We start from the raw sequence: 18193 nt of genomic DNA on the forward strand, positions 1-18193 counted from the left end.
TTAGTGATAGTTACTGGTTGAAGATCAGTTACAGAGGGATTAGTCAATTGTATTGTATTATTATTTAGCGAAGTTGCCTCCATCGTTATGTTTGTCGGAGTAGCAATTTTTGGTGCAGTGGTGTCAACTACATTAATAGACTGAGTTGCGTTAGAGATATTGTTTGAGGTATCCTTAGCAATCCACAATATGGTAGTCTTGCCTAGTGGGAATGTCTTTGATGCGTTGTTAGTGATAGTTACTGGTTGGATGTCAGTAGCTGTAGCATTACCTATTGGTACTGTATTGTCTTTGAGTGATGTTGCCTCAAAGGTGACGTTAGATGGAACTGTAAGCTTTGGAGGAATTGTGTGAATTACATCTACTGTTTGAGTGGCATTTGCCTTGTTACCTGCTTCGTCTATTGCAGTCCACAATACAACTGTCTTACCTAACGAGAAGAATTTGGTTGCATTGTTTGTAAGGGATTTTACAATTCCATTATCAGTAACAGTTGCATTTCCAAGTGAAACTGTGTTTTGATCAATAGATGTTGCCTCAAAGGTTACGTTTAGAGGCGGAGATATCTTAGGTGCAGTGGTGTCAACAATATTCACTAATTGATTTGCAGTAGAAATGTTTCCAGACTGATCAGTAGCAGTCCAAGTAACTGTTGTTTTTCCCAATGGAAATACAGTAGGAGCGTCATTTGTGACAGATTTTATGATTCCATTATCTGTAACTGTGGCATTTCCTAGTGCTACAACATTAGAGTTCTGGCTTGTAGCTTCTTGTGTAATATCGGTCGGAGCATGAATTATTGGAGGAGTGGTATCTTTTACTGTTACAATCTGGGTTGCTGTTGCTGCATTACCAGAAGTATCTAATGCTTTCCAGGTGACAGTTGTCTTTCCAATTGGGAAATATGGTGGAGCGTCATTTATTACAGATTCTACTCCCACGGCATCATTTACAGAAGGTAATCCAAGATCTACAGAATTATGATCAGGGCTAGTTGCTTCCACAGTAACAGGCGGAGGAGCTGTCATGACAGGTGGGGTAGTATCTTGCACAGTGATTTTTTGTACTGCCTTTGCTACATTTCCACCATTATCTATTGCAGTCCAGGTTACCATCGTAATTCCAAGAGGGAATTTTGTTGGAGCATTATTTGCTATTGATGCAACACCACTATCATCTGTTGCAGTTGCTTGTCCTATTGACACAGGAGTCAAGATTCCAGTTGCTTCAATCGTAATATCAGATGGAGCAGTAATTGATGGAGGAGTGTGATCATTTGGTGCAGTAATTTTTGGATTATTTTGTGTATTATTTTGTGTGACTGTTACAGGAGTTGTAGTATTTTGGATCTTTGTTTGATTAACAACAGTTGTTGCCACAACAGGAGTTTGAAGTACAACAGGTGAGAATTTTTGTACTCTGTTATTATTCGAGTCTACAACAAAGACATTTCCTGTAGAATCTACTGCTGTTGATATTGGATTATCAAAGAAATCAGCTCCTGTTCCTTGACTTCCCCAAGACGTTATTGTATTACCGTTGTTATCAAGTTCAACTATTCTGTTGTTTCCACTGTCTGCTACAAAAATATTACCAGACTTGTCTACAGACATTCCAAGAGGTGTTTTGAAATTTGCACCGGTTGATGCGCTAAAAGATCGTATAAAGACGCCATCTTCAGTAAACTTTTCTATTCTGTTATTTCCAGAATCAACTACATAGATACTTCCTTGTGAATCAGCTGTGATTGCACGCGGAGAAAGAAATTGACCATCTCCCAATCCACTCTCTCCAATCGTGAGTAGATATTTTCCAGTACTGTCAAATTTTTCAATTCTACTGTTTCCAGTATCAGACACATATACGTCACCACTAGGATCTACTGCTACACCTTGTGGAAGTAAAAATTGACCATGGTTTGTACCTTGTCCTCCCCACTTTGTTACAAATTTCCCAGTAGAATCAAATTTTTGTACATCATTTCTTGCATTATCAACAACATAGATAGAACCATTATTCATCGCAATTCCAACAGGGGCATTAAACTGACCATCTCCACTTCCTTTTGTTCCAAATGTAAATAGAAAGTTTCCATTGTTATCAAATTTCTCTACTCTTCTATTACCTAAATCAGTCACATACACATTACCAGAAGAATCAATCGATACCCCTTGAGGGAAAGCAAATTGTCCTGTATTAGAAAGCCCATAAGAACCCCATTGTGTGGAAAAAGCAGGTGCTGATGCAGCCCAAGAATAATCAACAAACATACTTGACAGTACTAGTGCCATAATCCCAATTAGAACTGGGAGAGTCTTCAATACTCATAGATTTGCAGAATACTAAAAAGATCTTCTAAGTGAGAAATTGTTACAATTTTGGTCAATTATGGTAAATTAGAACGGCTTGTTAACTTCTCTTGTAAAGACATAACTTGCAAGAGCAACCATTACAACAACAAAACCACATATTACAGAGAGTTCAATTGCCACAGGCAGAATTTGGACTGTGCCAGTCATCATCTGTCTTATGAGTAAGACAGAATAAGTAACAGGATTGAGTCTTGCTACAAATGCAAGCCATGATGGCAGCAGCTCTAATGGAAATAGAGCTGGACTTAGCATAAACAAGGGCATACCAAGAAAGTTAATCACGCCCCAGAAGGTTTCTTGAGATTTTGACGTAGCTGCCACAATTACAGATATTCCTGAAAAACCAAGAGAGAACACGGTAACTGTGAGCAATATTGGAAATATGACAAATAGATTTGCAATATGTACACCTAATGCTAGTGCAATTCCCAAAATTAGACTAGATTGCAGTGTTGATATCAAAGATATTGCAAGCATTTTTCCAAGTGCTATTGAAGATCGTGAAACAGGCGATACTAGAGCTTTATTCATAAAGCCATATCGTCTATCCCACAAAGTGTTGACTCCTCCAAATATGCTTGTGAATATTGCAGTAAGCATGATCACACCAGGAGCCATGAATTCAATGTATGAGCCATGAAATCCTACAGACTGAATTAACGGTCTAGTACTTGCAAAAGTATTTCCCATAACTATTATCCATATAGCAGGCTGGATCAATCGTATCAGTATCCCACTACGAGATTTTTTATATCGTTTCATCTCCCTCCAGAAAATTGTATATGCATCAACTAGCATTGTCATGCCCGTATTCTCCTCATTCTCTCCCGGACTTTTTTTCTATCATATTTTCCATCATCTTCACGAAGTTCACGACCCGTATGAGACAAGAAAACATCATCAAGAGTAGGCTTTGTCAGAGATATACTTTCGATCTTTATTGCAAGATTATTTGCATGTTGAAAGATTTGAGGAGTTAGTTGATCTCCACTTGTTGTAAAAATTGTGATCATTGTTCCATCTGTTGATACATCCTTTACAGTTGCGATCTTTTTGATATCAGATACAAAAGTATCAATTTTATCAGAAGAGTCAATTTCAAAAACTACAATTTCATTTCCCAGTGCATTTTTCAGTTCTCTTGGAGAACCAGTTGTCTTGATTTTACCATTATCAATTATGGAGATGTTATCACATAATTTGTCAGCCTCTTCCATATAATGAGTAGTAAGAAAAATAGACATACCAAATTCATTGTGAATTTTTTTTATATACTCCCATATTTTGTATCTAGTTTGTATATCAAGACCAAGAGTAGGTTCATCAAGAAATAGGACTTTGGGCATGTTAAGCAAACCTCCTCCAATATCTAGTCTCTTTCTCATTCCACCAGAATAAGTTACAGCAGCTTCGTGTTGTCTATCAGATAGTTCTATTATCTCAAGTATTTCGTCGATTCTCTTAGATCTAATATTTTTCGGAATGTGATTTAATCGTGCTTGGAGTTCCAAATTCTCACGACCTGTAAGATATTCATCTACAGTAGAATCTTGTTGTACATATCCAATATTTTCTCGAACATCTTTTGCATTAGTTGTGACATCAAATCCTGCAACAAAGGCCTTTCCAGAAGTAGGTTTTAACAGAGTGGTCAGAATCATAATAGTTGTACTTTTTCCTGCACCATTTGGTCCCAAAAAACCAAAGATTTCTCCATTTTTGACCTTGATTGAAATTTCGTTGACTGCTTTCAGACCACTAGAATACACTTTAGAAAGTTTGTCAGTCTCTACAGCATACAACAAAAACTAGGTTATTGATCTGTTATAAATTGCTACTATAATCAAAAATACAAAAAGAAAAAAAGATTTACGGATTTTTATATTCGTCTTTTGTCTGTCGAAGGATTACTTTATCACCGACCCCCCAGATTTCTGATGTGCGGAATATTCTCGAACCAGTAAAACCGGTAGATACTTCAATAGATTCAAGTTCATTTGTGTCAACGGCCATGTGTAGTCTTTTGATTTTACCAATTTTATGGCCGTCAATATCCACTACTAGTGAATCTATTCGTATTGGTGCAGAGGATAATAGAACTGATTCTTCTGTGAATCTATCTATATAATCACGAGACAGAAAGTGATCTTTGTGTAGCCCCTTGTGAACTGTTATTCCTATTACCTCTAGTGTGTCGGTATTGATGTGTATGTGTTTTACACTACCGTATTCGATTCCTTCTCTATCAATGACTTTTTTTCCCTTAAAGTCATCTGCTTTGACTTGTTTGTTGTCATATTGAGCTTGTGTAGCCATGGGAAGAACTCGACAAGTCAGTTTATTGAAGAAGGTATCAGAGTTTTCAATCCAATCGGTTAAATTCTTTACAACCAGAATCAGCCATATGAATATCAAAGATGGAACTTTCAAGGCCATTCTGGTCACCATAGGAAGAAAAACAGGTAAGGAACATGCTGTTGAGATAAGAGTTGTCTTTTATCAAGGTAAATTCTATTTTTCTAGAAGAAATCCTAACAGTGATTGGCTCAAAAATGCACTTGCCAATCCAAGTGTTAAAGTCAAATATCAAGAGCAGACTATTTCAGGCACAGCATTACTTGTAGAGGATCAACAATTATGCAAAAAAATATCTCAAATGAAATATTCAGATAAACGATCTGAAGAATCAAGAATAGTTCTAGAAGTTACCCCATGTGAATTATAGTGGTTTTACCTCGTCTTTCATATTCTTGGCCATCTCGTGTTTCCATTACAACAACGGTAAAAGATACAACATCTCGAAGTTGACATTTTTGGGCGTCCATTTTTAGATGTAGATCAAGCAGATCAAAATCACCATCTGGAATATTTGATTCGTCAATCGTAACTGGAGCTGTGGAGCTTATCAAAAATCGTTTGTCTTTTTGATGCCATCCAAGCTTTGTCTTCATCCCTTCTTTTCCTACAGATTTTATGTTAATGTCAATCATTCCGGGTTTGGCAATAGTATAACCTGATGTATTATTGACAAAAACTCCTATCTGAAATGGATATCCTGCAGTGCTTTCAGCCATTTTTTGAATTCCATCATTCATGACTACATCTACTCCCTTGATTGTGGTAGCTATTTTTGCAATCCAATCATTTGTTCGTTCCACAATTGCATGTATTTGTGTACGTCTTTTCTTATCTTCATCTTCAGGAAGTTTGTAATAATCAACCCATGCAAGATAATCACTGCTAATATCTTTGATAAATTGAATACATGTAACTTTGTAATCCTCAACACTTGATGCTCTTTCTGATCCTTCGTCATATGGAACTCCATCTTTGTCTAGTGGAAGCATGAGTTTCATTTTGTTCTCTTATAATTAACCCTAATGCATATATGAGAAAATTTCCATACTGTAATTGTGAGTTTTTCTCAAATAGTTTCAGAGTTGCAAAAGGAATTAAGATCAAACAATCCACAGATAAGATTTCTTCTCAAAAAAAATCCAGGTCTTGCATTTACTACAATCAATGAGATTTCAACAAACATAGGAAGTAAGTATAACGTTAGAATTTCATTAAATTTTCCTGAGAAGGGAAAGATTGAAGATTATGAATCATATGGTACAGAAAATTTGGGATTCGTATTTCAGAGAAATAGTAGAAACTTTACCATACCAAGAGAATCAATAAAATCAAAAGCGTCAGAGATCTTTAACAGTGTACAAATACAGGATGCGTACATGTATGAAGGAAAAGAAGGAGTCAGAGTAATTCACGATAGTTTTAGAATAGATGTCCTGCCTGCATCTCTACATGTGTGGGGCAAGATAAATGAAGAAATTAGAAATTTTTGTAATTGGCTACTTGAGAATTGTTATGAAGTAAGACCTGCTGCTGGGGCTTTGAGTGAAACCAATTCATAAGTATAAACAAGGTTACCATCAGGGTCATAAATTTCAGATTTCACAGGAAGTGGGATATTGTCAACTATCCAAATCTTGTTTATTTTTGCACCTATTCTGTATGATAACAAGTATGCATCTGCAGAACCAAATGTAAAGGACATTTTTCCAGAATCAGTTACTTTTAGTTTTTCGTGATTTGCTCCAATGTAGAGGTCACCCCACTCTGCATCTTTAGCAAGATATTTGTCGTCAGTAGCATAATCACGCATAGAAAAAACAGATTGGTTTAGAATGTCAAAGTATGGTTTTGCCTCAGGGGACGTATCTACAAAATAATAAACTAGTCCAATTTTTACAGATTGATCTATTTCTTTTCCACCATCGCTGGGCGTTATTTTGGCAGAGATCTGTTGTCCTCCACCTGAAATTGTAAGAAACTTGAGATCAGCAGAAAGTTGGGTTTTGTTGTATGATATTTGATACACCATTTCCGGATTAGTTTCAGAACCTTTTCCAATATGCCATTGACTTGCATGTACCGGTTCTAGAATATAGCTGGTTTTCATATTTGCGATAAATGGCCAAGCAATTCCTGCAACTGCAGCAATTATGATCACCGCAAAAATAGCTACTATTCTGATATTTGGCATATTACTTTCAGTTTAGTTTTTTATAGTTTAACACTTGACAAGCGTGGATTTATTCTGATGAACAAGATTCCGAGTGTAATTACAATTGCCATTATCAACAGAGAACCTAGTGGGAATTCAGGTATTGCAGTACTTACAGTCACAGTTCCAGACAACCATGGACTTGGCTGGTCAAAGTAACTGTATGAGCCAGTACTGTTGAAAATATATGAGAAGGTTTGACCAGGTTGTATCAATCCACTGTCGAATTTTCCGTCAGGACCTGCTTGTGCAGAGCCACTGGTTATAGTATGAGGTTTATCATCATTATTTGTCCAGGTAATTGTAGTTCCTGGCATAATTGATACATCTTTTTGATCATATGTTATTCCGTTGCTGTCAGTTGATCCTTTTGGAATACTTACTGATATTTTCATTGGCATTGACATGTTACTGCTAGTGTTATTCATTGGAGTGACTGTTGTAGAATTAGTCGTTGTAGAATTGGTCATGGTAGAGTTTGTCATAGTATTATTTTGAGTAGTTTGATTTTGTTGTCCAGTTGTACTAACATCAAAACCGCTGAATGGGTCTTGTGTCTTTATATCAAATTTTACAATGCCTGACAAAGTAGGGTCAGGAGTAGTTCCCTCTGCACCAATACCAAGCATTGCGATTAGTACATGAGATGTAGGAGTAGTTCCTTTCAATATTGTGGTAACATCATCAGTACCAACAGGTGCAAATAGAGATGAGCGTCCCTTACTTTGAGCTATTGAAGATATTTGTTTTCCTTGATCATCTACGGTAAAGATATCATACTGAGTATTGCTATAGGTTTGTGACGGATCAGAATTCTTTTCAAACCATATTCTGTATTCTACAGGACATCCATTATGAGGATTAGATGGACTGTATCTATATTCTACAATCATAGAGTTTGAATCAGTTGTAACTGAATCATGTACAGAGTCTTGTTCCATGTTAGGAGTATCACATTGAGGACTGTAACCTTTATGAATTGTTGATGACACATCCAAAAAGCTAGGCTCAGTTGGACTGTTTCCCATTTGTAATAATTCCAAAGTATAATCAGGCGGTGGCACTCCACTTGTAACATCTACATAGACAATTGCTTTTACAGGGAACGGTACACTGGAATCTATCCAAATTTTATTGTCCACACCCTTGTGCCAGCCCAGAACATATGTATCAAAAGTTCCTGCTCCTACTGTAACTTTTTCATGATCTACCGGACCTACAGACTGTCCCCCTACAGAACCAGTTCTTCCCCATGCTGGGACATCAAAGGTTTTTGGAGTATCTTTTGTTGCAAAAGAATCAAGCCAAGATACGGTACTTCTGTAAACTCCCGTATAATCAGAAATATTAGGATCAAAGGATGTAGGATCAGGAGTAATCTTGCCAATTGTCATGATTCCTTTTTGTGTGTTAGACCCATCAACTGCAACAAATACTACATTCCAGCCACTTCCATCACTGGTTTCATTTTTTATCCAAAAGTTCATTTGAAGAGGGGCGCAGTTATGCCAGTCTGTCCAGCATACATTATAACTAAAATAATCTCCTTGCTTTAGGCCTTTTCCAGGATACCAAGAATCAGTAGATGATGTAGCGTGTACAGATTGAAATGCAACAGGTGATATCAGTAATAATGCAAAGATTGCAAATAAGGAGTATTTTTGCATGTATTTGCTACAAAAAATGATCTAGTTAAATCTTTCAAATAAGCAAATATAGTGGATTCATTTTATTCCGAATATGTGTGAATGTGAAAAAGTCCACATGTATGAAGTAGATTTCAAACTTGATGGAATGGTAGTTGTTCCAACACACAAGAATTGTGGTGATGCCCTCAATGAAAAACAGGTAGACAAGTTCCAAAAAGAACTAGTCAAAACATGGGGTATAAGAGACGAAAACGAAAAGTAGGCTTTTAAAAAAGAAAGAAAAAAAGGTTCTAAAACCTAATCAGAATGAAGCTACGTGATCTTTGCAAACTGATGCTTTGCAAGTGCAATTACCATCACAAAGACATGAGCCCTGCATTTCACAGTCGCATTCTGTGCTATTTTCAGCGGATGCTTCGCATCCACATGCTGCATCGGTCATACTTGGGAGATCCCCTGCAGGGTTTTAAAAGTTATCGAATTATGGCCTAGTTTTTTAGATCTCCAAATATTTCAGTTACAGACTGCAACACTGTTACTGCTTGACTGTCTATAACCATTGGATCATTTTCAATATCCATCCCTGTTTTTAGTACATGAATAAACTCAGGGTTTTTGTGGATTCGGTTTTGAATTTTAAGTACATTTTGCCTGTTTACATATCCAAGATAAAAATAACAATCAGATAGAAGAGAGTTCTTCGCCAGATAATCATATTTTTTCTTCACAATACCAGAATTACCATTGTTTTCTATCATATCTGAAAATCCTACAGTAGATTTGGCCATTCTTGAAAGAAGTGATGTAGTGGATCTTTCAATACCAAGAATATTATGAATTATTGAGAGTTTTTGATTTACTTGATCTTTTTTCATATTTCTTAATGAATCAAGCATATGAGTAGGACTAGGTCTTTGCATATTGAAACAGAATATGGCATCTGCGAGAGAATAAGAGGCACATTTTATCCATACACCTGCAAACGGATCCTTTAATTTAGCAAAGTCTCTAGATTTATTGGCAAAGATTCCTGCATCAACAAGACAGCTTCTTGCATGTGAAATTGCAATCTGCTTTCTTTTGTCTTTTATTTTAGATAGAAACATCCTAAGTTTCCATTCATCATCATTTATGATGCTTAAATTCTGCAACTGATGTAATGTGTCACTTTCAACAGTATCAAAAGAACAATGATGTACCTTGACATATTCATCATCCACATTATGAATTGATTCACCAGATTTTCCATCCATTACTGTTATGTTAAATTCACAGCATTCGTAATTAGTTCCATCATTTCTACACCCTCCTAGACCCACAGGAAAATTTGAAAGTCCCATAGTGTCAGAAATTTGTTTCAAATCCATGATGAATGGATAAGACAATTTGCTATAAACTGACAAAGCTGTTAAAATTTACAAATTTATTCAAAGCCAAAACGTTCCTTTAAATTGCTATTCTTTATGGCTTTAATCTAAGCTCCTGTGGTGTAGTCCGGCTAAGCATACTGCCCTCTCAAGGCAGTGATCCCGGGTTCAAATCCCGGCGGGAGCATTTTTACATAAACAGTAGAAACCAGAAACAATATTTTTTGATTATTTAGATTTGTTCTAATTTATTATCCGGAAGTGTGAACTTGAAAGATGCACCTTCCGTATAGCTTGTATCTAGCCAAATTTTCCCACCGTGAGCTTGTACCAAAAGGGAGCATATTGACAGACCTAGTCCACTACCCCCATATTGTTTGGAAGAGATTTTCCCTACCTGATAAAATTTTTTAAAAAGATGTTCTACGTGTTCTTGAGGAACACCAGGACCGTTATCAGATATAGTGAAAACTGCATTTGAGTTTTCATCTTTTTCAACACCTATAGTGATTTGTCCACCTTTTGTTGGTACAAAATCTAATGAATTTTTTATGAGATTAGAAATTACTTGAGATATCCTTTTTGAATCGCATGAAACAGAGCCTTTTACTTTGATATTAGTTGTAATAGATACCCCCTTCTTGACACACAGAGGTGTCAATTCAAATATCGTTTGTTGAATAAAGTTTGAAATATCAATATCTTCTTTTTCCAATTTTAGACTTTTCATCTCTAGTTTGTATGCGTCAAAAATATCATCAATCAGTGTTTCAAGTTTTTGTGTGCTATTTGAGATTGCTTGAACAGCTTTTTCCTGATCCTCGTTTAATGAGCCGTAAATTTTAGGATCAAGTAGCATTCCAGTGTAACTTTTTATAACTACTGCAGGAGTCCGCAGATCGTGACTTACCATTGATGCAAATTCTCCTTTTTCTTTATCTGCTTGAATCAATTCCTTTATTGCAATATCTAATTTTTTAGCAAGATCATTAATTGAGTTGTATGCTCTTGTAACATACAATCCAAAGATTGTAACTAGTAGAGTCACCAACACAACTGTAACTATAACTTGAGATTTAGCAGTCTCATAAGCTGAGAATGAATCATCATATGGTCTTATAACAAGTAAAGCCCAGGTTGTGGTAGGCATCTGAATTGCATGATATGAAACAAACATCTTTGTGCCACCTATTGTCTCAATTTTGCTTCCCATCTCACCATTTATTGCCTGTTTGAAGATATCGAGTTTTTTTAGCGAGATATTGTTCAAGATCGTATTATTTGTGGATGTTATTACATTTCCATTACTGTCCAAAATTGCGACAAGTGAGTGCATACCCAAGTAATTTGTAGAGATAGCTTTGTTCACAAGATGTGGATTTGCTTCTTTTATTATGATAGACAGATTATCCACATCAGCATTTCTCCTATCAATTGTAGTTTGGCGAATGGATTCCACTGCATTTTGTGAAAAATAAGCAATTATGCCAACAGATGCAATTACAACTATAAGAAAGACAAACACAAGTAGGAATCTATCTTTATTCATTTTTGATCTCTTCAGTCATATTTTTGTTGCATCTAGGAGTTAAAATTAATCTTTCAATGAGATTAAGATATTTCTCGCACATGCGTGCAGATACTATTTAGGTATGACATGCTAGTTTCCAAAATAACTTGTAGTGTAGTTCTTCATGTGATACTGAAGTATTACAATGCCATCAGAATGCTCTGTAACAGATACGCCTCGGATAGAGAATACAGAGCTTGTAAAGTCTTTACTAAGATCTCTTGGCATGTTCAGAATTCCTTTGTAGATACTTCCATCATTAGTAGGGCATGTCACAGTTATAGACTCACCACTCCCATATGCAAGACAATTATTGTATGATTGAGTGTTAGTAATTGGAAAATTTGAAGAGATTTTTATTTCATTACTAGTTGTTGCTTGAACTGTATCAGGAATTATGATATGTTCGTTAGAGTATGTCGCCACAAGTCCAAATATGGCAAGCCCAACTACACATACGGCGGCAAGTGAGAAATGAAAAGAATTTTTTCTATATTTTAATCCGGTTGGAATTTCCTGAGTAACCAGAGGTTTTTGATCTTGCCTGATATCAATCACATCATGTACATGATATTGCATATGAGAAGGTGTATTGCATGATTTACATTTCTTTTGAAGTGATTTTCTACAATGATGACATGATTTAGTACTAACCATGTCCCCTCCACACATTCTGCACGATTCATCAGGCATGCGCATACAAAATTTTTTATAATAATTAAGGAATGCGAAGAATTTGTTCTATGAATTTCTACTAGAGAGTTAGTTTACTGTGACAGTTCTATGTAGTACATCAGTCAGTGGAACTGCAGATGAAAGACTAGTCCATACAAATACCTGTATATTATATTGTCCAGGATGTTGAGGGGTCCACACTTTAGCTTCTGTAAATGATTGTCCAGGAGAAATGCCTTTACCTAAAAGTGACGAACCCTCTAGAAAATCTGTTGCTCCATTGCTGTCTATTATTTGCACTAAATATGTGAGAGTTTGATCAGATGAACCATTATTTGTAAGATTAGATTGCACTCCAATTTGTTGGCCTACTTGAAAGCTGGAAAGTGGTTTTCCAAAAGTATCAACCAATGCAGGAGGAGTCAATGTGATATTACTAGTCATAGCAAAAGCAGATTGTGCAAATCCAAACAAGATTACAACAGAACCAAGAAGAAATAGTGATGTTTTCAACAGTTTGAGAAACCTACTATGACTATAAAACAATTACTTATCAATGATTAGCAATGCCAATTATATTGCATCAAGTTTGATAGAGATCAGACAGTTATTCTTTTGATTACTACTTCATGCCCTTCATAGATATGTGAAGCGTGATTTGCTTTTATTATCTCGCTCATTTTTTGATCTGTAAAGTATTTTTCATTATACCTGCCAAGACTTTTCCTACAATTAAAACAGTAGATCTCCTTAAACTCCACAATACAAAAAATAGCTTTACTGTATTTAAGACTCTATACTAGAATATCCTGGTTGATCTTTATTTTGATGAAATTGGATCTTGGAGATTTTGTAATATATCACCTCACCTCTTCTTTCAATCACTGCAAGTACTGGTTCTTTTCCCATCGTGGTTATCTCTTCTATTTGCTTTTGTAGAAGACCGATTTTTTCTCGTCTACCCTCTGTAAGTCCAAATACAACATACCTGGTACCTTTTTCCCCAAATTGCCCTCTCTCATACACTCTAAAGTCAGAACCAAAACCAAAACCATCTTTTGCAACATAACCTCTTGTCCTCAAGTCTCGATATATCAAAAATTTTGTAAAAGAATCAGGATCAGTTTTCATACATTCTCCAAGCAAGGAATCAAAATCAATTTCAGATTTTCCTCGCAGGAGTTTGAGTTTGTCAATATAGAGCAAATATAGAGATTCGAAGGGTTTGAGAAGAAACTTTTTTCGAGTAATTTCTCCAAATCCTTTTTGTTCCAAATTATGTTGCATATCCTTGTCAGAAATTAATACATGATCTTTTATCAGCACCCCTTCTACCTTGGATTCTAATTCAGACATAGACCCACATTAAACTAGTATCAATATAATATTACTTGTCACAAAATGCAATTTGGCAAAAAATCTATTTACGGAACAATAGTATATTCTTCACATATGGTTAATCGATATCTGATATTTTCCTTGGTTGGAATAATAATAGTTTCAGTTGGGCTAAATTACATCCAATACGAGAAAACACAGCAATTACAGCAAACAATAGCAGAATACCAAAAACAGAATTATAATCAAAAAACAATACAGCCAGTGCCTATATTAGATAATCAATCCAGTGCAAAGAATACACCCAGTATTAATGATACAAACCTAAAATCCATATCAGCTGTTGCAGTAAGACCTGTTCTTGAGAGTGATGGATTTTTTGAGACCACCACGTATGTGGGCACAGTTTTGAAGATAACAGTAGAGATTCGGGATGGTACTGGATTAGTACTTGTCAATACAGCAATACCTACTGGTGTTGACTTTCAAACATCGGCACGAACAGCAGTGCAAGTAGCCCAGAAATACACCAATATTGATCTTTCAAAAAAAGATGTGATCTTTTCAATCTCATCTGAGAAACAACAAGAACTACAAGCAGTAGATGGAGGTAGTGCTGGAGGTGCAATGACAGTACTTTTGATATCAGACATGTTGAACCACCCCATAAATAACACAGTGCTTATGACTGGTACCATACAAGATGATGGTACAATTGGAAAAATTGGAGGGGCTGCAGAGAAGGCAGATGCGGCAGGGAAATACGGAGCAAAAACATTTCTAGTTCCAACAGGCCAAGCAGTAGCTCAGATACAAACGTGTGATGAAAGAACAGAAGGATCGTTCACATATAGATCATGCACATCCCAAGAAAAACCACTTTCAGAGATAACAGAGAAAGAATACGGTATGAAGGTAGTAGAGATAAGCAGTATCAAAGATGCACTGAATTACTTTAATTCTTCATAGATAATCCAGTTTAGTGACTCAACGGTTAAAATATGGGCTATTAATAAACAGAAAAAAGTGTTATTATGCACGGAGCAAATTACCGCGTTGGAAATGGCCAACCATATACAAGGAAAAAATACATCAAGGGTAAGCCTCAGATAAAAATTGCAAAGTTTTTCGGAGGAAAAAGAGATGGCGATTATGATTATTGCGTACAGCTCTGTTCCAGTCAAAAGATGCAGATAAGACACATGGCAATTGAATCTGCTAGATTAGCTGCCAACAAGGCAATAGAGACAGTCACTGGTGAAACAGGATATTATTCAACATTAAGGGTTTATCCACATATTCTTCTACGAGAAAATAAGATGATATCAACTGCTGGTGCAGACAGACTGTCTGAAGGAATGAGAGGTGCATTTGGCAAAGCTGTTAGTTTAGCAGCTCGTATCAACATAGGACAAGTGATCATGGAAGCACATGTCAAAAAGGAACATTTGGAAATTGCAAAAAAGGCTTTACACGGAGCATCTGTTAAGCTACCATGCACACCGACAATCAAAGTAATTCCATTGAAAACAGCAGCTTAATTCGATTTTAAAAGATCAAGAATTTCATGTTGTTTCGAGTTTAGAATATTTAGAAATTCATTAAATTCATCACTGGTAGGATTACGTTTCAGAATTCTTCTGCATTGATAATAAAATGAATTGTATAGACGTCCGATTACGATTCCATAACCAAATGCATTTTGATTTATCTTTAATTCATTTAGTGCATTTGTAAGTTTAGAAATTTCATCGGACTTGTCTGCAACTTCGCTTATTTTCTGATTTATTTTTACTTTAAGCTGTTCGTCCACTACCTATACTAGAGTCACCTGTTAAAAAAATTATATTCTAAACCGTATCCTTTAATAGACTAGCAATTTCTAAATCGGTTAAGCGGTTGTAGTATAGCTTGGTTATTATGCGGGATTGCCAATTCTGCGACCCGGGTCCAAATCCCGGCAACCGCATTTACTTGTGTAATCCCTTTCTGATGATATCCAAAGCATTTTGAGCTCGTTCCGGTTTTGGTAGTTGTATCATAAATACATTGGAACTACCATATTGAGAACTAGATGAAAGTGTAAGCATTGCAGTATCTGCCAAAGCTTCAAAGAAATCAACAGATTCATTTGCATATATGAGAAATTTTTCTTCAATATTACCCTGTGAAAAAGTCAGAGTTATTCGTACAAAGACATGTCCAAGGCCATCTTGAAGTATGTTGAGATTTGTTTCAACCGACACTGGCTTTCCAGCAATTGTTTTCATTATACTTCGGAATTTTTCATCATCTAGAATAATGCATGGAACTTGTTTTCCTTCAAAATCAAATAGTGTCACATCTTTGTGTCGCTGTGCTAGGAATTTGTCTAATTCTTCGTTTGCCATAAATGAAAATACTTGGAACTTGTTAAAAAGATACTTGACTGATTAGATAATGCTTAGAGTTTTTGCCAAGAGTTCAATTCTCTCAGTATCTTCTTCAGCAATTTTCTTGTCATGATATTTGTTGTTAAAGTATATCAGATCTACTATCTTTGATTTATCCATATTTACTACAGTAGCATTGTATGGAGTTTGAATTTTTTTGTTTGTAAGTATTATCAATTTATCTACTATTGCAGATTTTGAGATATCAGAGATTTTCTCTATGTCAGGAATGCCTAATTCATCGGCAATTACTGCAAGTCCCACTTTGGAACCTAGATTATCCTGATACACTGCATCAAAAACCAAGTTTTGTTTTTCTAATTTTTGTATACTACCCAGTTCATGTTCGAAAATAGTCAAATTCTGTACTGCCTTTCTGATTTCTTTTTCATTATTACCATTTCTTCGTATTGTCAGAAAATCAGATATGGGTATATTCATTATACTTCCTCGCACTCGAAGTCCAGGATACGATTGTCTTATAGCTTCATCGATGACATTTTCATCTACCTTTTTGGCGTCAGACTGCATTGCTTTTTCCATTGATTGGTACAAGATATTGATAACAGAGCGTACATTTCTAAACTCTGTAAATTCATCATATAACACCCGAATTTGTCCTTCTAATTCCTGCTGTGCATCTGTGACAAATTTGTTATTCTTATCTGCATGTTGTATGTATTCGGTAACAATTTCTGCGAGTTCATCTCTAGAGTTTGATCCTGCCAAGTCTATCTTGTAATTTGCCTTTTCTAGTCTATCAAATACCGATGGATTGACATTTTGTATCTCAAGATAACCAGATGGTGTTGATATCAACAATAGTACTGATGCAGGAAGATGTGCGTTTATCACACCTTTGATAAATTCAATAGAGTCTTTGTTACCATCAAGCTCATCAATTTCAAAAACAAGAACCTTTCCCAAGAATCTATGAGTCAATCTAGATATAGATGACAACATACCTATCAGAGTTTCTAGGTTGTGTGCTTCATCAAAAGAATTAGAGATTACATTTTTGATTAGAGTTGACTCATGGTAGTTGAATTTATGGATCAGGAACTGTCCAAGATTTTCTACAGATACAGATTGTGTTCCTTTAATGATTTCTTCAGTTTTTTCTTTTATGGTCATTCCAGTTAGCTTATTTACAATGCTATAGCCGAGTGCTTTTTTGGCAGAATTATCTCCTTGCTCAGCATTTTCTCTCAAGTAATGGAGGAATTTAGTACGTAACTGTACAAAAAATTCATTGTCAAATCCCTTTAGTATAGCATCATAGATTCCAGAAATAGACTTTGGTGATATGGTTGACAAGTCAACATAAGAACATTCCATGTTGTATCTACCTTTTAGACTCTTGACATGTAATGCAAGATGTGTTTTACCAGAACCTACATCCTGTACAACTGTGATGACTCGAAAATCTCCATTATCTGCAGTTTTATTCTCAACTTTTCTATTTAATTCCTTGATGCATTCAAGTATTGCAGTTTTTGCTTCCTTGTGTCTTTTTCCTCCAAGTATTTTTGCATCTTTTTCCGTAGGAGTTGGACTACTTGGATACGGGTTAAAATCTAGATTGTATGGATACATTAGATATTCCTCACATAGCCATGAACAAGTCCACGCATTACAATACCCTCTTGTCCTCCAGAGGATAGTTCGTACTTGTCCTGATTATTTTCAATCAAGTTTGTAGCCATCTGATAGAATTTCTCTTTTGATAGATTTTGATGTTCACATATTTTTTCTCTAATTTTATCAAATGGAACCCATCCTATGGATGTGGATGATTCATTTAACGAACTGTTGAACATACCTTCAAAATCATCATTTTTTGATACGTTAGCCTGGGAGACACATCTTTCCAGTTCCTCTTGTAACGTATCTGCATGTGCTTGCACCTTTGCTAAAGACTGATTCATGCCATCTAGCATGTTAAGCATTACCTTGAATTTAGGATCGTTTTGTGTCAAATGTTGGACATAGTTTTCCCTAGTCCATACAAAATATGCTACACCTTTTTTTTCAATGAAAATCTTCTCTGTTGTCTTTAATTCCTCAAGTATATTTTCACATTCTTTACCAAATATTTTTTTTAGTTCAACCTTCTTTATTCCGCCCATTCCAGAGGCATTAATTTTTTCCAGTATCTCGTCTATCACAGGCATGAATTTACAAAATTTTATTTAATATCCAAGGTGACATAGGATAACA

The 18193-nt window shown here is 35.7% G+C and carries 21 protein-coding genes and 2 tRNA genes; 7 read left to right on the forward strand and 16 right to left on the reverse strand.

The window, feature by feature from the left end:
* The 4 genes from NSIN_RS01300 to NSIN_RS01315 form a co-directional block, all read right to left on the reverse strand.
* Positions 1 to 2321, reverse strand: a 2321-nt coding sequence (locus tag NSIN_RS01300) for an HYR domain-containing protein (protein ID WP_133124024.1), incomplete at its 3' end; no start/stop codon positions are given.
* A gap of 75 nt (positions 2322 to 2396) precedes the next feature.
* On the reverse strand, positions 2397 to 3176 hold the full coding sequence (locus NSIN_RS01305; protein WP_101009026.1) for an ABC transporter permease: 780 nt from the start codon (positions 3174 to 3176) through the stop codon (positions 2397 to 2399).
* The gene (locus NSIN_RS01310) at positions 3173 to 4174 is read right to left on the reverse strand and encodes an ATP-binding cassette domain-containing protein (RefSeq protein WP_101009027.1); all 1002 of its coding nucleotides are present in this window, start codon (positions 4172 to 4174) and stop codon (positions 3173 to 3175) included. The genes NSIN_RS01305 and NSIN_RS01310 overlap by 4 nt, the downstream gene beginning before the upstream one ends.
* A 67-nt stretch (positions 4175 to 4241) precedes the next feature.
* On the reverse strand, positions 4242 to 4688 hold the full coding sequence (locus NSIN_RS01315) for a PRC-barrel domain-containing protein (protein ID WP_101009028.1): 447 nt from the start codon (positions 4686 to 4688) through the stop codon (positions 4242 to 4244).
* 88 nt (positions 4689 to 4776) lie between these two features.
* On the opposite strand from NSIN_RS01315, the gene NSIN_RS01320 reads away from it, so the two are divergent.
* Positions 4777 to 5097, forward strand: a complete 321-nt coding sequence (locus NSIN_RS01320) for a nitroreductase/quinone reductase family protein (protein WP_101009070.1) — start codon at positions 4777 to 4779, stop codon at positions 5095 to 5097.
* Here NSIN_RS01320 and NSIN_RS01325 read toward each other — a convergent pair.
* Positions 5078 to 5719, reverse strand: a complete 642-nt coding sequence (locus tag NSIN_RS01325; protein ID WP_245871865.1) for a hypothetical protein — start codon at positions 5717 to 5719, stop codon at positions 5078 to 5080. The genes NSIN_RS01320 and NSIN_RS01325 overlap by 20 nt on opposite strands.
* A 66-nt stretch (positions 5720 to 5785) precedes the next feature.
* Here NSIN_RS01325 and NSIN_RS01330 point away from each other — a divergent pair, with 66 nt between their 5' ends.
* Positions 5786 to 6289: a hypothetical protein gene (locus NSIN_RS01330; protein ID WP_101009030.1), complete on the forward strand. Its 504-nt coding sequence runs from the start codon at positions 5786 to 5788 to the stop codon at positions 6287 to 6289.
* Here the strand turns inward: NSIN_RS01330 and NSIN_RS01335 are convergent.
* Both NSIN_RS01335 and NSIN_RS01340 read right to left on the reverse strand, forming a co-directional pair.
* On the reverse strand, positions 6241 to 6921 hold the full coding sequence (locus NSIN_RS01335) for a hypothetical protein (protein WP_101009031.1): 681 nt from the start codon (positions 6919 to 6921) through the stop codon (positions 6241 to 6243). The two genes, NSIN_RS01330 and NSIN_RS01335, sit on opposite strands and share 49 nt — an antisense overlap.
* Before the next feature lie 20 nt (positions 6922 to 6941).
* Positions 6942 to 8609 (reverse strand): cupredoxin domain-containing protein, encoded by a 1668-nt coding sequence (locus tag NSIN_RS01340; RefSeq protein ID WP_101009032.1) that lies wholly within the window; start codon positions 8607 to 8609, stop codon positions 6942 to 6944.
* 97 nt (positions 8610 to 8706) lie between these two features.
* On the opposite strand from NSIN_RS01340, the gene NSIN_RS09370 reads away from it, so the two are divergent.
* Positions 8707 to 8853 carry a hypothetical protein gene (locus NSIN_RS09370; protein ID WP_165775215.1) on the forward strand — a complete coding sequence of 49 codons (147 nt, stop codon included), beginning with the start codon at positions 8707 to 8709 and terminating at the stop codon, positions 8851 to 8853.
* Positions 8854 to 9079: 226 nt separating this feature from the next.
* On the opposite strand, the gene NSIN_RS01345 is transcribed toward NSIN_RS09370, so the two are convergent.
* A complete protein-coding gene (locus NSIN_RS01345) occupies positions 9080 to 9958 on the reverse strand; it encodes a hypothetical protein (protein ID WP_101009033.1) in 879 nt (292 codons plus the stop codon).
* 111 nt (positions 9959 to 10069) lie between these two features.
* Between NSIN_RS01345 and NSIN_RS01350 the strand changes: the two genes are divergently transcribed.
* Positions 10070 to 10145: transfer RNA gene (locus NSIN_RS01350), tRNA-Glu, on the forward strand.
* A 45-nt stretch (positions 10146 to 10190) separates the two neighbouring features.
* Here the strand turns inward: NSIN_RS01350 and NSIN_RS01355 are convergent.
* The 4 genes from NSIN_RS01355 to endA form a co-directional block, all read right to left on the reverse strand.
* A complete protein-coding gene (locus tag NSIN_RS01355) occupies positions 10191 to 11507 on the reverse strand; it encodes a cache domain-containing sensor histidine kinase (protein ID WP_101009034.1) in 1317 nt (438 codons plus the stop codon).
* A gap of 111 nt (positions 11508 to 11618) precedes the next feature.
* The gene (locus NSIN_RS01360; RefSeq protein WP_133124025.1) at positions 11619 to 12221 is read right to left on the reverse strand and encodes a hypothetical protein; all 603 of its coding nucleotides are present in this window, start codon (positions 12219 to 12221) and stop codon (positions 11619 to 11621) included.
* Between the two features lie 69 nt (positions 12222 to 12290).
* Positions 12291 to 12716: a hypothetical protein gene (locus NSIN_RS01365; RefSeq protein ID WP_101009036.1), complete on the reverse strand. Its 426-nt coding sequence runs from the start codon at positions 12714 to 12716 to the stop codon at positions 12291 to 12293.
* Positions 12717 to 12989: 273 nt separating this feature from the next.
* Positions 12990 to 13559 (reverse strand): tRNA-intron lyase, encoded by a 570-nt coding sequence (gene endA, locus NSIN_RS01370; RefSeq protein ID WP_101009037.1) that lies wholly within the window; start codon positions 13557 to 13559, stop codon positions 12990 to 12992.
* Between the two features lie 96 nt (positions 13560 to 13655).
* Between endA and NSIN_RS01375 the strand changes: the two genes are divergently transcribed.
* Entirely contained in the window at positions 13656 to 14510 is an 855-nt protein-coding gene (locus NSIN_RS01375; protein WP_165775216.1) for a S16 family serine protease, read from the forward strand.
* 65 nt (positions 14511 to 14575) lie between these two features.
* Positions 14576 to 15082 carry a 50S ribosomal protein L16 gene (locus tag NSIN_RS01380; protein ID WP_101009039.1) on the forward strand — a complete coding sequence of 169 codons (507 nt, stop codon included), beginning with the start codon at positions 14576 to 14578 and terminating at the stop codon, positions 15080 to 15082.
* On the opposite strand, the gene NSIN_RS01385 is transcribed toward NSIN_RS01380, so the two are convergent.
* Positions 15079 to 15354: a hypothetical protein gene (locus NSIN_RS01385; protein WP_101009040.1), complete on the reverse strand. Its 276-nt coding sequence runs from the start codon at positions 15352 to 15354 to the stop codon at positions 15079 to 15081. The genes NSIN_RS01380 and NSIN_RS01385 overlap by 4 nt on opposite strands.
* A gap of 82 nt (positions 15355 to 15436) precedes the next feature.
* On the opposite strand from NSIN_RS01385, the gene NSIN_RS01390 reads away from it, so the two are divergent.
* Positions 15437 to 15510, forward strand: a tRNA-Gly gene (locus NSIN_RS01390).
* Position 15511: 1 nt separating this feature from the next.
* On the opposite strand, the gene NSIN_RS01395 is transcribed toward NSIN_RS01390, so the two are convergent.
* The 3 genes from NSIN_RS01395 to NSIN_RS01405 are packed head-to-tail and all read right to left on the reverse strand — an operon-like array spanning position 15512 to position 18147.
* A complete protein-coding gene (locus NSIN_RS01395) occupies positions 15512 to 15931 on the reverse strand; it encodes a hypothetical protein (RefSeq protein WP_101009041.1) in 420 nt (139 codons plus the stop codon).
* A gap of 42 nt (positions 15932 to 15973) precedes the next feature.
* Positions 15974 to 17569: a hypothetical protein gene (locus NSIN_RS01400; protein WP_101009042.1), complete on the reverse strand. Its 1596-nt coding sequence runs from the start codon at positions 17567 to 17569 to the stop codon at positions 15974 to 15976.
* Entirely contained in the window at positions 17569 to 18147 is a 579-nt protein-coding gene (locus NSIN_RS01405) for a hypothetical protein (RefSeq protein ID WP_101009043.1), read from the reverse strand. Before NSIN_RS01405 ends, NSIN_RS01400 begins: the two co-directional genes overlap by 1 nt.
* Positions 18148 to 18193: the final 46 nt, after the last annotated feature.

Source organism: Candidatus Nitrosotalea sinensis (assembly GCF_900143675.1).
In the GTDB taxonomy this organism is placed as follows: domain Archaea; phylum Thermoproteota; class Nitrososphaeria; order Nitrososphaerales; family Nitrosopumilaceae; genus Nitrosotalea; species Nitrosotalea sinensis.